General features: G+C 62.5%; 9 protein-coding genes. 2 read left to right on the top strand and 7 right to left on the bottom strand.

The window, feature by feature from the left end; all coding sequences use genetic code 11:
- Positions 1-48: 48 nt before the first annotated feature.
- The 6 genes from BV82_RS02915 to putP form a co-directional block, all read right to left on the bottom strand.
- Positions 49-1,449 (bottom strand): PIG-L deacetylase family protein, encoded by a 1,401-nt coding sequence (locus tag BV82_RS02915; protein WP_036995474.1) that lies wholly within the window; start codon positions 1,447-1,449, stop codon positions 49-51.
- Complete coding sequence (locus BV82_RS02910) at positions 1,446-2,342, bottom strand: antimicrobial resistance protein Mig-14 (RefSeq protein WP_036995473.1); 897 nt, start codon at positions 2,340-2,342, stop codon at positions 1,446-1,448. The genes BV82_RS02915 and BV82_RS02910 overlap by 4 nt, the downstream gene beginning before the upstream one ends.
- The gene (locus BV82_RS02905; RefSeq protein ID WP_036995472.1) at positions 2,342-3,472 is read right to left on the bottom strand and encodes a glycosyltransferase; all 1,131 of its coding nucleotides are present in this window, start codon (positions 3,470-3,472) and stop codon (positions 2,342-2,344) included. The genes BV82_RS02910 and BV82_RS02905 overlap by 1 nt, the downstream gene beginning before the upstream one ends.
- Positions 3,456-5,213 carry a carbamoyltransferase family protein gene (locus BV82_RS02900; RefSeq protein WP_036995471.1) on the bottom strand — a complete coding sequence of 586 codons (1,758 nt, stop codon included), beginning with the start codon at positions 5,211-5,213 and terminating at the stop codon, positions 3,456-3,458. Before BV82_RS02900 ends, BV82_RS02905 begins: the two co-directional genes overlap by 17 nt.
- 158 nt (positions 5,214-5,371) lie before the next feature.
- The gene (locus BV82_RS02895; protein ID WP_010221549.1) at positions 5,372-6,208 is read right to left on the bottom strand and encodes a 23S rRNA (adenine(2030)-N(6))-methyltransferase RlmJ; all 837 of its coding nucleotides are present in this window, start codon (positions 6,206-6,208) and stop codon (positions 5,372-5,374) included.
- Between the two features lie 126 nt (positions 6,209-6,334).
- Positions 6,335-7,819, bottom strand: a complete 1,485-nt coding sequence (putP, locus tag BV82_RS02890) for a sodium/proline symporter PutP (protein WP_036995470.1) — start codon at positions 7,817-7,819, stop codon at positions 6,335-6,337.
- Between the two features lie 353 nt (positions 7,820-8,172).
- Between putP and putA the strand changes: the two genes are divergently transcribed.
- The gene (gene putA / locus BV82_RS02885) at positions 8,173-12,126 is read left to right on the top strand and encodes a trifunctional transcriptional regulator/proline dehydrogenase/L-glutamate gamma-semialdehyde dehydrogenase (protein ID WP_036995468.1); all 3,954 of its coding nucleotides are present in this window, start codon (positions 8,173-8,175) and stop codon (positions 12,124-12,126) included.
- Positions 12,127-12,182: 56 nt separating this feature from the next.
- Here the strand turns inward: putA and BV82_RS02880 are convergent, their stop codons facing one another.
- Positions 12,183-12,743: a hypothetical protein gene (locus BV82_RS02880; RefSeq protein WP_051636763.1), complete on the bottom strand. Its 561-nt coding sequence runs from the start codon at positions 12,741-12,743 to the stop codon at positions 12,183-12,185.
- A gap of 205 nt (positions 12,744-12,948) precedes the next feature.
- Here BV82_RS02880 and BV82_RS02875 point away from each other — a divergent pair, with 205 nt between their 5' ends.
- Positions 12,949-14,751, top strand: a complete 1,803-nt coding sequence (locus BV82_RS02875) for an acyl-CoA dehydrogenase (protein WP_036995467.1) — start codon at positions 12,949-12,951, stop codon at positions 14,749-14,751.
- Positions 14,752-14,759 lie beyond the last annotated feature (8 nt).

Below are 14,759 nucleotides of genomic sequence, written 5' to 3'. Positions count from 1 at the left end.
CTTCCTTGCGGCGCTCGGGCCACAGCTTTCAATCTTGCAGCGTCATGATCAGAGGTCACGACGCCAGAACAATTCATGGCGACGCACGGCCTTGCGGAAAAATTCGTTCTCGCCATAAGGCGAAGCTCGGCGCCCGGCCAGCCAGCGTTGCAGCAAGCGGCGCAGGCGGCGCTTGAACGGTGCAGGAGGCTGCAGGTCGTGCATCATGCCCAGTGCCATGGCCTTGTCGCGCTGGCTTGGCAAGTCCAGCACCAGGCTGTAGGGCACCCAGCCCTGGCTCGCCTCCAGTTGCGGCGGCAAGGCCACCCCTGTACCGCTGTCACCCATTGGCCAACGGTCGTTGTCATACAGGTGATTGGCATAACACAGCAGGGTTTCAGGCTGCCATTCCAGGCCCAGCAACGCCTCAAGCACGGCCGCCTGGGCGCAGATGTGGTCAGGGTGCGGATCGAGAGTCGGGTGTGGCATCACCAGCACCTGTGGCCGGGCCTTGAGCAACAGTGCACGCAAATCGGCCAGCAGGTTGTTCCAGGTCGGCGCGCCGTCCTGGTCACCCGGCAGGGTCAGCGGGTTGAACTGGCGGAACAGGCGAGTATCGGTAAGCTCCGCCTCGCGCGAAGCCATCGGCTCTGCAGGCGCGGCCTGCATGACCGGGAGCTGCAAGCAGAAATACCCAAGCTGCACGCAGCGAGATTCCGGCACACCCGCCCAGCGCGGCACGGCGATGCTGTCCCAGGCCCGCAAGCGGCCCTTCAAACGTGCAGCCTCGGCCTTCTCCAGGCCCATTTGCTGGTAGTGTTCGGCTTCGATTTCACCAGCAGTCAAGGTCACCACCCAGGTCTCCTCGGCCTGGCTGTAGAGGCCAAATGCAGCGAGTTCGGCATCATCGGCATGGGGCGCAATGACCATCACCCGTCGTTGGCGCAGGTCCGCGCACGCTGCAACCCACAGCTGCGCTTCGCCCTCCAGCCGGCAGTAGCGCCCACGCAGGCGCAGGCCCCCAGCCATGAGCGGTTCAGCCAGCCCGGTAAGGTTCAGGTAACGAAGACCGTTTACGCCCCGCTCGAAGGTCTGAACATCTTCACCGCCCAGGCTTACCGCAGGGTCGAGGAAACGCCCCAGCCAACTGCTCTTCAGGCGCAGCTGAAGGATCAGCGTTTCGTCACCGCCAAGCTGCAGCGGCGAGTGCAGGCGCACAAGACCGTCGACCAGTGCGGCCGGATGGGCCACGCAGCCTGGCGGGAACTGATACTGATAGTCCTCGGTCGGCGAATAGAACAGGTGATCGGCAAACCACGCCTCGTGAGCCGCCCACAGCAGCGGCAGCAACAGCAGCGGCAGCCACCACTGGACAAAAATGCCCAGGGCGAGCAGCACCAGCAGACCAATCAGCAGCCCCAGGCGCTTGTTGCGCCGGTGGCGCTTGAGCAACTGCTGCTTGCGGCTCACACCTGAAACACCGGCACAGGGTTGCACCAACGGTCCTTGTACTCACGATCGGCACGGCCGAAGGAGAAACGCAGGGGCTTGTCGCGCGTGCGGGCGTCTTCCCAGGCGGCCTGGGTATTGAGGAAGCTCAGTACGCTGCCAGGGCTGAAAGCCTTGGTTTGCGGGTCGACACCGCCGTTGATGTATTCGACGCTGATCCACTGCGGCGCTTCGACCCGGTAAACCAGCTGGATGGCAATCGGCGCACCCTCAAGAAACAACACCGAACCGATCAACAACTCGCGCAGGCGCTCGATCACTTCGGCCATGCGCTCGGCACCGGTGGCCGGGAACTCCCAGCGGCGCTGGAACAGATCGCAGTAGATTGCGGCAAGTTCAGCACTGGAGAAATCCGTGACCGGCCGCACCTGGCCGCCCGCCTCTTCGAGCAAACGCAGTTCGCGGCGCTGGTTGTAGCGAAACTTCTTCGACAGGTCTTCAGGCGTACGCGCCATGGCCAGCGCTTCGGTCTGCGGCTTGAGGTTGGCAAAGCGGCCCTGGTTGAGCTCGGACAGATAGCGCCCGGCATGACGCAGCGGCGCCTGGGTATCGGCGGCAGCCGGCAGGATCAGCTCGGCGTTGCCCAGGTCGTACAGGCCTTTTTTGCCCTGACGCTTGAGCACATCCTTGGACAGTGCCAGATGGCGGCCCCAGGTAGGAATCGCGGCCTTGAGCTCGCCATTGTGCTGCCAACCCAGGTAACGCACCGGGATCTGTGCCAGATCAGCCAGTTGCTCGACCACCAGCGGATGGGTGGCGACACTGCCACCAAATTGGTGCCAGACCTGAGCGTAGGTAGCCGCATCGATCTGCGTCCAGCCGCGCTCGCGCCAGCCTTGAATATGATTGAGCATCAGGCCTCCGCCGCCAGCGCACGAACGTGCGGCAGTTGCCAGAAGGCCTCGCGCACCGCGGCATCGGAGAAACGCTCACGCAGGCGTTCAAGCATGCGCCCGGCACATTCCTGGCGTTGCCCTGGATCGAGCGCAGCCAGGTGCTGCAAGCCCTGCCCCAGGCGCTCGGCGTCGCCCAGCGGGAACAGGATGCCGACACCCTCGGCCACCTCGACCGCACCACCACAGGCCGTGGCCAGCAGCGGTACACCAGCGACCATGGCTTCGAGCAAGACCATGCCGAACGGCTCGTGGTCGGAGCTCAAGGCGAAGGCGTCGAAAGCACGGAAGTAATGCCGGGCATCAGGCACCTGACCGAGAAAATCCACCTGCGCGGAAATACCGAGCTCGGCGGCCTGGTCCTTGAGCTTCTGCTCCAGGCGGCCCTTGCCGAGAATTACCAGCCGAGCACCGGCCGGCAGCTGCGGCAGAGCCTGGGCAAAACCACGCAGCAAGGTGGCCTGGTCCTTGTCCGGATGCAGGCGGCCGACGTTGCCGACAATCCATGCTTGCGGGTCCAGGCCCAACGCCTCGCGCGCCTGCGCGGCAGGTACCTGGCTGGCCTGCAGCGCCTCGATGTCGATGCGGTTGTAGAGGGTCTGGATACGCTCGGCCGGCCACTTGGGCAGGCATTTGCGCATGTCGTCGCGCACCGCATCAGAGACACCGAGCAGGCTCAGGCGCTTGCTGAACAGGTTGGCAAACAGCTGGCGGCTGCCCCGCAAATAGTCACCAAACGCGTGGTGCACGCCAATCACCGGCAAGCGCGTGCCAAGCAAGGCGATATAGATAGGCTTGAAGCGGTGAGCGATACAGAAGCTGAACTCGCGGCTGGCGACGATCCGCCGTAACGCACGGATCGCCCCCAGCTTCAGGCCACGGATGGCCTTGGAGCTGAACCCGAGGAAGATCACTTCATCCGAGGCGCAGCCGGCCGCTACCTGAGGGTCGGCAGCGCCGGTAAGGAACACCGTGGTGACCTTGTAGCCGCTGCCGTCGAACAGACTGGCGTACTGGCGCGCGCAGTCCAGAAACGGACCGTCATATCCATGACAGAACTGCAGTACGCGTTTTTCAGCCCTGGACGTCATAGGTGTCCGCGCCGTCCTTGACCACCAGGATGTCTTCCATGATCAGGTACTGCAGGTCCGAGCCGAAGAACATGTTCAGCGCATCGGTCGGCGAGCAGATCATCGGCTCGCCACGGCGGTTGAGCGAGGTGTTCAACGACACGCCGTTACCGGTCAGGGTCTCCAGCGCTTTCATCATGTCGTAATAGCGCGGATTGTACTCGCGTTTGAGCACCTGGGCCCGCGAGGTGCCGTCTTCGTGGACGACTTCCGGCACGCGGGTCTTCCACTCTTCAGCCACTTCGAAGGTGAAGGTCATGAACGGCGCCGGATGATCGATCTTGATCATCTGCGGTGCGACGGTGTCGAGCATCGACGGGCAGAAAGGCCTCCAGCGCTCGCGGAACTTGATCTGGTGGTTGATGCGGTCGGCAACGCCTTCCACGCTTGGGCAACCAATGATCGAACGACCACCGAGCGCGCGCGGGCCGAACTCCATGCGGCCCTGGAACCAGGCCACCGGGTTGCCGTCGACCATGATCTTGGCGATCTGCTCGGGCATATTCTCCAGCTTGCGCCATTTCGGCTGGCTCGGGTGACGCGCACAGGCGGCGATCACGTCCTCGTTGGAGTATGCCGGACCGAGGTAGACGTGTTCCATCTTCTCGACCGGCACGCCACGGGCGTGGGACACATAGGCAGCAGCACCCACCGCGGTACCGGCGTCGCCGGAAGCCGGCTGGACGAACAGTTCCTTGAGGTCTGGACGGGCAATGATCTTCTGGTTGAGCTTGACGTTCAGCGCGCAACCACCGGCAAAGGCCAGCTTGCCGGTCTCCTTGAGGATGTCGCCCAGATAATGGTCGATCATCTGCAGGGCGAGCTTCTCGAACAGCGCCTGCATGCTCGCGGCGTAGTGGATGTACGGCTCGTCGGCGATGTCGCCTTCGCGTTTCGGGCCCAGCCATTCGATGAGCTTGGGCGAGAAGTAGAAGCCTTTGCCCTTCTCTTTATACCGACGCAGGCCGATGACGTTGGCGTAGTCGGTGTTGATCACCAGCTCGCCGTTCTCGAACGAGGCCAGGCGCGAGAAATCGTACTTGCTGGCATCGCCGTACGGCGCCATGCCCATGACCTTGAACTCGCCATCGAGCATCTCGAAGCCGAGGAACTCGGTGATCGCGCCATACAGGCCGCCCAACGAGTCCGGGTCGAAGAATTCCTTGATCTTGTGGATCTTGCCGTTTTCGCCGTAGCCAAAGAAGGTCGTGGCGTATTCGCCTTTACCGTCGATACCGAGGATCGCGGTCTTCTCCTTGAAGCCCGAGCAGTGGTAGGCACTGGAGGCATGAGCCAGGTGGTGCTCGACCGGCTCGATCTTGACCTTCTTCGGGTCGAAGCCCAGTTGCTCCAGGCACCAGACGATTTTCTTGCGATAGCGCTTGTAGCGACGGTTGCCCATCAGGATCGCGTCAAGGGCGCGGTCCGGGGCATACCAGTAACGCTTGGCGTAGTGCCAGCGAGCCTTGCCGAACAGGCTGATCGGGGCGAACGGGATCGCTACCACGTCAACGTCGGACGGTTTGATACCGGCCTGTTCCAGGCAGAACTTCGCCGATTCGTAGGGCATGCGGTTCTTTGCATGTTTATCGCGCACGAAGCGCTCTTCTTCAGCGGCGGCAATCAGCTTGCCGTCGATGTACAGAGCCGCGGAAGGGTCATGACTAAGGGCGCCGGACAGGCCAAGAATCGTCAATGCCAAGGGTCTAGCCTCTTCAATCTGTAAATATGCGCGCGGGCCATTGGGGCGGGCGGCAGCCAAAGCGCGGGATTATAACGCAAAGCGTAGGAGCGGGCTTGCCCCGCGATTGCATACATTCAGACACACCGCATTGCGGGGCAAGCCCGCTCCTACAGCAGTTATTCGGCGATCAACCAATCCATCCGCCAGCTACCCTGGGTCTGCGCCAGCACCTGGGACAGCCACGGCAGCAGCGCACGCAGCTCTTCTTCCAGGCCCCATGGCGGGTTGGCGATGGCCAGGCCCGAGCCGTTGAGGCCCTGCGGGCTGTCCTGTGGATGCACATACAGCTCGACCCGCAGCAGCTTCGGCGCACCGGTACTGGTCAGGTCCTGGTAGAAGCGCACCAGTTGGCGCTGGTCCTTGATCGGGTACCAGATAGCCGCGACGGTCTGGCGCATGCGACCGATGGTCTCTTTCATCGCCTGGGTGCAGCGCTTGAGCTCGTCGGCTTGCTCGAACGGTGGATCGATGAGCATGACAGCGCGTTTTTCCTGCACCGGCAACAAGGCCCGCGGCACATGCCAGCCCTCACCCAGGTGCACGGCGACGCGCGGGTCCTTCTTCATGTTGTCCTTGAGCAGGCGGCCGTCTTCGGGGTGCTTCTCGTTGAGCAGCACACGGTCCTGCTGGCGGGCCAGGCGCCGGGCCAGCTCCGGGGAACCCGGGTAGTAGCGCAGCTCGCCGTCAGGGTTCATCTTGCGCAGGATGCGCAGGTAGTCTGCGGTGACTTCCGGCAAGTCGTCGCGCCCCCAGAGACGACCGATCCCTTCGATCCATTCGCCGGTACGCGTCGCCTGGTCGCCCTGCAGGTCGTAAAGACCCAGGCCGGCGTGGGTGTCGAGGTAGGCAAACGGCTGCTCCTTGCGCGACATCAACGCGATCAGACGGGTCAGCACAAGGTGTTTGAAGACGTCGGCATGGTTGCCGGCGTGGAAGGCGTGACGATAGTTCATGGCAACTCCTGCAAGACCGCGCAGTTTACCTTGTCATGCGGGCGGCGTCAGGCACAGGCCGCCAAAACGACAACGGCCCGGGCTCTTGCGAGACCGGGCCGTTGTCAGGCGAAGCTCAACAGTCGATCAATGACCGGCTTTGAACGCCTCGTCGGCAGCTTCGAAGCGCGACACCATGCCCTTCGACGGGCTACCGGCCTTGCTGACGAAGTAGATCGCCAGGGCGCCGAGAATGAAGCCCGGGATGATCTCGTACAGACCCCAGATGGAGAAGTGCTTCCACACCACAACGGTGATCGCACCCACCAGGATACCGGCCAACGCGCCGTCACGGGTCATGCCTTTCCACAGCACCGAGATCAGCACCACCGGACCGAAGGCAGCACCGAAGCCGGCCCAGGCGTAGCTGACCAGACCCAGCACGCGGTTCTCAGGGTTGGAGGCGATCAGGATGGCAACCACAGCCACCAGCAGCACCATGGCACGGCCGACCCAGACCAGCTCCAGCTGCGAGGCACCCTTGCGCAGGAAGGTCTTGTAGAAGTCTTCGGTCAGGGCGCTGGAGCACACCAGCAGCTGGCAGCTCAGGGTACTCATGACCGCTGCCAGGATGGCCGACAGCAGAACACCGGCGATCCAAGGGTTGAAGAGGATCTTGGCCAGCTCAATGAACACCCGCTCATGGTTCTCGGCGACCGGGCCCGCGACGTCAGGATGCGCCGAGAAGTAGGCGATGCCGAAGAAGCCAACGGCGCAGGTGCCGACCAGGCAGAGGATCATCCAGGTCATGGAGATGCGACGCGCATTGGCGATCGACTTGACCGAGTCAGCGGCCATGAAGCGCGCCAGGATGTGCGGCTGGCCGAAGTAGCCCAGACCCCAGCCCATCAGCGAGATGATGCCGATGAAGGTGGTGCCCTTGAGCATGTCGAAGTTGCCCGCGTCCTGCAGCTCGATGGCCGCGAAGGTGGTATCGAGGCCACCGGTTGCGATCAGCACGATCACCGGCGTCAGGATCAGGGCGAAGATCATCAGCGTGGCCTGGACGGTATCGGTCCAGCTCACCGCCAGGAAGCCACCCACGAAGGTATAAGCAATGGTCGCCGCTGCGCCAGCCCACAGCGCGGTCTCATAGGACATGCCGAAGGTGCTTTCGAACAGGCGGGCACCGGCAACGATACCGGAAGCACAATAGATGGTGAAGAACACCAGGATCACCACCGCGGAGATGATCCGCAGCAACCCGCTGTTGTCTTCAAAGCGGCTGGAGAAGTAATCCGGCAGGGTCAATGCATCACCGTTATGCTCGGTCTGCACACGCAGGCGGCCGGCGACGAACAGCCAGTTCAGGTAGGCACCGACGATCAGGCCGATGGCGATCCAGCTTTCCGACAGACCCGACATGTAGATGGCGCCCGGCAGGCCCATCAACAGCCAGCCACTCATGTCCGAGGCACCGGCCGAAAGCGCGGTAACCACGCTGCCGAGGCTGCGACCGCCAAGAATGTAGTCAGAAAGGTTGTTGGTGGAGCGATAGGCCATGAAGCCGATCAGCACCATTGCCGCGATGTAGATCACGAACGTGATCAAGGTTGGATTGCTTACACTCATTGTTGCGCCCTGGCGTTTGTTTTTATGTAGCGACAGCCTCAGAGGAGGTTGCACCCAGGCCGCGAATCCTATGCAACAACGCAAAGAGGGTGCAACCTGTTTTTACAATCAAGTTGCACCTCGTCGGAAATTTTGCGTAACAGCAGGTTTTTGCTCCCTTTTGGAGCAAGAACACCTATTTTCAGAAGAAAATGCACCATAAACAGCCATTTCCGCTGCGGGGTTTTACCCACCGGACGAGTTGCACTTTTTTCCTGCATTTTTTGGGTTGCACTAGGTTGCACCCGAAATCGCGCACGGCTAATCTTGGCGCCAGCTTAAGTCACAACCTGTGGCAATAATGAGGATAAGAAATGGCGACGACCACCCTTGGGGTCAAACTCGACGACCCTACCCGTGAGCGACTCAAAGCAGCTGCGACGTCTATCGACCGCACGCCGCACTGGTTGATCAAACAAGCGATCTTCAACTACCTGGAGAAGCTCGAGGGTGGCGCCACCCTGACCGAACTCAACGGTCAGCCCGGCATTCATGCTGACGATGCCGGCGAAGTCCAGGCCGACCACGCCCACCAGTGCTTCCTCGAATTCGCCGAGAGCATCCTGCCGCAATCGGTACTGCGCTCGGCCATCACCGCCGCCTACCGCCGCCCTGAGCCGGAAGTGGTGCCGATGCTGCTGGAGCAGGCACGTCTGCCGGCCGCCATGGCCGAAGCGACCAACAAACTGGCCGCTGGCATCGCCGAAAAACTGCGCAACCAGAAAAGCGCTGGCGGTCGTGCCGGCATCGTCCAGGGTCTATTGCAGGAATTTTCCCTGTCGTCCCAGGAAGGCGTGGCACTGATGTGCCTGGCCGAAGCCCTGCTGCGTATCCCCGACAAAGGCACCCGTGACGCCCTGATCCGCGACAAGATCAGCACCGGCAACTGGCAACCGCACCTGGGCAACAGCCCGTCGCTGTTCGTCAACGCGGCCACCTGGGGCCTGTTGCTGACCGGCAAGCTGGTCTCGACCCACAACGAATCCGGCCTGACCTCTTCGCTCAGCCGCATCATCGGCAAGAGCGGCGAGCCGATGATCCGCAAGGGCGTCGACATGGCCATGCGCCTGATGGGCGAGCAGTTCGTGACTGGCGAAACCATCGCCGAAGCCCTGGCCAATGCCAGCAAGTTCGAAGCCAAAGGCTTCCGCTACTCCTACGACATGCTCGGTGAAGCGGCACTGACCGAACATGACGCCCAGAAGTACCTGGCGTCCTATGAGCAGGCCATTCACTCGATCGGCAAGGCCTCTCACGGTCGCGGCATCTATGAAGGCCCGGGCATCTCGATCAAGCTCTCGGCCCTGCACCCGCGCTACAGCCGCGCCCAGTACGAGCGGGTGATGGACGAGCTGTACCCGCGCCTGCTGTCGCTGACCCTGCTGGCCAAGCAATACGACATCGGCCTGAACATCGACGCCGAAGAAGCCGATCGCCTGGAGCTGTCGCTGGACCTGCTCGAGCGCCTGTGCTTCGAGCCGCAACTGACCGGCTGGAACGGTATCGGTTTCGTTATCCAGGCCTACCAGAAGCGCTGCCCGTACGTGATCGACTACGTCATCGACCTGGCCCGCCGCAGCCGCCATCGTCTGATGATCCGCCTGGTTAAGGGCGCCTACTGGGACAGCGAAATCAAGCGCGCCCAGGTCGAAGGCCTGGAAGGCTATCCGGTGTACACCCGCAAGGTGTACACCGATGTGTCCTACATTGCGTGCGCACGTAAACTGCTGTCGGTGCCGGAAGTCATCTACCCGCAGTTCGCCACCCACAACGCTCATACCCTGTCGGCCATCTACCATATTGCTGGTCAGAACTATTACCCGGGCCAGTATGAGTTCCAGTGCCTGCACGGCATGGGCGAGCCGCTGTACGAACAGGTTGTCGGCAAGGTCGCCGATGGCAAGCTGAACCGTCCGTGCCGCGTGTACGCACCGGTCGGCACCCATGAAACCCTGCTGGCCTACCTGGTTCGCCGCCTGCTGGAAAACGGCGCCAACACCTCGTTCGTCAACCGCATCGCCGACCAGTCGATCTCGATCCAGGAACTGGTCGCCGACCCGGTCGCCACCATCGAGCAGATGGCCACCCAGGAAGGCAGCTTCGGCCTGCCGCACCCACGCATTCCGCTGCCGCGTGACCTGTATGGCGCCGAGCGGGCCAACTCCGCCGGTATCGACCTGGCCAACGAACACCGCCTGGCTTCGCTGTCCTGCGCCCTGCTGGCCACCGCCCACAATGACTGGAAAGCCGCGCCGATGCTCGGTTGCGCCTCCAGCAGCGAAGCGCCTGCCCAGGTTTTGAACCCGGCAGATCTGCGCGATGTGGTCGGTCACGTCCAGGAAGCCAACGTCACCGACGTCGACAACGCCATCCAGTGCGCCCTCAACGCCGCGCCGATCTGGCAGGCCACCCCGCCAGCCGAACGCGCTGCGATCCTGGAACGTGCCGCCGACCTGATGGAAGCCGAGATCCAGCCGCTGATGGGCCTGCTTGCCCGTGAAGCCGGCAAGACCTTCGCCAACGCCATTGCCGAAGTGCGTGAAGCAGTCGACTTCCTGCGCTACTACGCCGTGCAGGCGCGCAACGACTTCAGCAACGACGCCCACCGCCCACTGGGCCCGGTGGTGTGCATCAGCCCATGGAACTTCCCGCTGGCTATCTTCAGCGGCCAGGTTGCCGCTGCGCTTGCCGCCGGTAACCCGGTGCTGGCCAAGCCGGCCGAGCAAACGCCGCTGGTGGCTGCCCAGGCCGTGCGCCTGCTGCTCGAAGCCGGTATCCCTGAAGGCGTGGTGCAACTGCTGCCAGGGCGCGGTGAAACCGTCGGCGCCCGTCTGGTCGGTGATGATCGGGTCAAAGGCGTGATGTTCACCGGTTCCACCGAAGTCGCCCGCCTGCTGCAACGCAACATCGCTGGCCGCCTGGACGCCCAGGGCCGTCCGATCCCGCTGATCGCCGAAACCGGCGGCCAGAACGCAATGATCGTCGACTCCTCGGCGCTCACCGAACAAGTGGTCATCGACGTGGTGTCGTCGGCCTTCGACAGCGCCGGTCAGCGTTGCTCGGCCCTGCGCGTACTGTGCCTGCAGGAAGATTCCGCCGACCGCGTCATCGAAATGCTCAAGGGCGCCATGGCTGAAAGCCGTCTGGGTAACCCCGAGCGCCTGGCCGTGGACATTGGCCCGGTGATCGACGCCGAAGCCAAGGCCGGTATCGAGAAGCACATCCAAGGCATGCGCGACAAAGGCCGTACCGTGTACCAGATGGCAATCGCCGATGGTGAAGAGATCAAGCGCGGCACCTTCGTGATGCCAACCCTGATCGAACTGGAGAGCTTCGACGAGCTGCAACGCGAGATCTTCGGCCCGGTACTGCACGTGGTGCGCTACAACCGCAAGAACCTCGACCAGTTGATCGAGCAGATCAATGCCTCCGGTTACGGCCTGACCCTGGGTGTGCACACCCGGATCGACGAAACCATTGCCAAGGTCATCGACAACGTCAACGCCGGTAACGTCTACGTCAACCGCAACATCGTCGGTGCCGTGGTTGGCGTGCAGCCATTCGGTGGTGAAGGCCTGTCTGGTACCGGCCCGAAAGCCGGTGGCCCGCTGTACCTGTACCGCCTGCTGTCGACCCGTCCGGCCGGCGCCATCGAGCAGTCATTCCAACGCACCGACGGCGAAAACGCCCCGGACACCCGCCTGCGCGACAGCTTGAGCAAACCGCTGCAAGCCCTCAAAACCTGGGCGGCGAGCAATCAGCTGAACGACCTGAGCGGCTTGTGCGAACAGTTCGCCCAGCAATCGCAAAGCGGTATCAGCCGCCTGCTGGCGGGGCCGACTGGCGAGCGCAACAGCTACACCATCCTGCCGCGCGAGCACGTGCTGTGCCTGGCCGAGGTCGAAGCTGACCTGCTGACCCAACTGGCCGCAGTCCTGGCCGTGGGCAGCTCGGCGGTCTGGCCGGAAGGCGAGCTGAGCAAGACCCTGCGCAATCGTCTGCCAAAGGAAGTGCAAGCGCGCATCCAGCTGGTGGCCGACTGGAACAAGGACGAAGTGGTGTTCGACGCCGTCCTCCATCACGGCGACTCCGACCAACTGCGCGCCGTGTGCGAGCAGGTGGCCAAGCGAGCCGGTGCCATCGTCGGTGTTCACGGCCTGTCGTCGGGTGAAACCGCGATTGCCCTGGAGCGCCTGGTGATCGAGCGCGCACTTAGCGTCAACACTGCTGCTGCCGGTGGTAACGCGAGCCTGATGACTATCGGCTGACGTTAGCGCAACCACGAAAAAGGGAGAGCATCTGCTCTCCCTTTTTCGTTACGGGCTCAATAAAAACCTATCATCAGCGAACCTACAGCAAGCAACACCAACGACGGCCAAAACAATAGCCCCCAGAGCATCCAAATCCAGTTAATCAACGACAGCCTTGCATTGGCCAACCCCTGCTCATCTCCTTCACTGAAGTTGATGGCGCACTGAATTCTGACAATCACCCAGATGAATACTCCATGTGAAGTCAGCAGGAGCATCGTGGCGATATGAAAGAAATGTTCCCAGGCGCCCTGGTCCAACAACAGCAAAGGACCCACGCCAATCAGGTAAAGCAATGTCAGGACCAATGGTGACCATCGGTACTCAAGCCTTGATTGGCGAATCCGCGCATCGATCCGCCTCATCAGCGGATACAGGAAAATGATCGGGAACAAGGCGCGGACCAATGGCAAGACAGGCTCGCCTGTAACTTTTCGGTACAAGACCCAGCTTCGGTGAAAACAGAACCACCAATACAGGCCAAAGGTGAAGAAACTCATGATGGCCAGTTTTTTGGGCGACACCACAAAGAACTGAGGATGATCGTTGACCCCGGAAGTTGTTTCTGACGACATCGACAAATACCGACTCAGAGGAACAGAGACATCTAACCGGTTTGAGGCTGTTGAAATCTGCCGTACCGATCCTAACCAGAAGTACGACCGGTCCTAAGCCGAGCGCCGCCGCTCGCTCATGCCCCGTCATCACCTGTACCTATTAACCTGTCCTGATCCCTGCCTGCACCCTAGACTCGGCCCATCCCCAGACAGGAATGCCGCCATGTCCGAGACCCTGCTCAGCGCCCGCAACCTGGCCTTCGAACTCTATGAAGTGCTCGACGCCGAGGCCCTGACCCAACGCCCGCGCTTTGCCGAGCACAACCGCGAAACCTTCGACGCCGCCCTGAGCACCGCGCGATCCATCGCCGAAAAGTACTTTGCCCCGCACAACCGCAAGGGCGATGAGCACGAGCCGCGCTATGAAAATGGCGAGGCGGTGCTGATTCCGGAGGTCAAGCCTGCGGTCGATGCCTTCCTTGAAACAGGTTTTCTCAATGCCAGCCGTGACTTCGAAGCCGGTGGCATGCAGTTGCCGACCCTGCTGTCGCAAGCCTGCTTCGCCCACTTCCAGGCCGCCAACGCCGGGACCACGGCCTACCCGTTCCTGACCATGGGCGCTGCCAACCTGATCGAGAGTTTTGGTAGTGACGAGCAGAAACGCCTGTTCCTGCAGCCGATGATCGACGGCCGGTTCTTCGGCACCATGGCCCTGACCGAGCCGCACGCCGGTTCGTCCCTGGCCGATATCCGCACCCGCGCCGAACCGGCCGACGATGGCAGCTATCGGCTGCGCGGCAACAAGATCTTCATTTCCGGCGGTGACCATTCGCTGTCGGAAAACATCGTGCACATGGTCCTGGCCAAATTGCCGGATGCGCCGCCCGGGGTGAAGGGCATTTCGCTGTTTATCGTGCCCAAGTTCCTGGTCAACGCCGACGGCAGCCTGGGCCCGCGCAACGATGTGCTGCTGGCCGGGCTGTTCCACAAGATGGGCTGGCGCGGCACCACCTCGACGGCGCTGAACTTCGGCGACAACGGCCAGTGCGTCGGCTACCTGGTGGGCAAGCCGCACCAGGGCCTGGCCTGTATGTTCCAGATGATGAACGAGGCGCGCATCGGCGTCGGCATGGGTGCGGTGATGCTCGGCTATGCCGGCTACCTGTACTCGCTGGAGTACGCCCGCCAGCGTCCGCAGGGACGCCTGCCAGACAACAAGGACCCGGCCACTGCTGCCGTGCCGATCATCAACCACAGCGATGTCAAGCGCATGCTGCTGACCCAGAAGGCCTATGTCGAAGGCGCCTTCGACCTGGGCCTGTACGCGGCGCGATTGTTCGATGACAGCCAGAGCGGCGAAAGCGCAACGCTTCGCCAGCAGGCCCATGATCTGCTCGACCTGCTGACGCCGATCGTCAAGTCATGGCCGTCGGAGTTCTGCCTGAAGGCCAACGAACTGGCCATCCAGATTCTCGGTGGCCATGGCTACACCCGCGAGTACCCGGTCGAGCAGTACTACCGCGACAACCGCCTGAATCCCATTCACGAAGGCACCCACGGCATCCAGTCACTGGACCTGCTCGGGCGCAAACTGGCGCAGAACGGCGGTGCCGGGCTCAAGCAACTGGTCCGTCTGATCGCCACCACCTGCAAGCATGCCCAACAGCACAGCAGCCTGGATCGCCTGCGTGTACCGTTGGAGCAGTTGCTCATGCGCCTGCAGGAAGTGACGCTCGGGCTGCTCGACGACTTGGGCCAGGGTCAGGTCAATGCTGCCCTGGCCAACTCGGCGCTGTACCTCAAGGCCTTCGGCCACTGCGTGATCGGCTGGCGCTGGCTGGAGCAGGCAGTGCGTGCCGAACAGGGCCTGGCCGGGGGTAACCCGGCTGATCGCGACTTCTACCTGGGCAAATTGCAGGCCGCGCGTTATTTCCTGACCTGGGAAGTGCCGGGCTGCCATAATGAGCTGGCATTGCTCGCGGCCCGTGACGATACCTGCCTGAGCATGCACGACGAGTGGTTCTGAGGGGGAAC

The sequence above is a fragment of the Pseudomonas donghuensis genome, from assembly GCF_000696345.2.
Taxonomy (GTDB): domain Bacteria; phylum Pseudomonadota; class Gammaproteobacteria; order Pseudomonadales; family Pseudomonadaceae; genus Aquipseudomonas; species Aquipseudomonas donghuensis.
The sequence above is the reverse complement of the archived record's forward strand: the minus strand, read 5'-3'. Positions and strand labels throughout refer to the sequence as shown.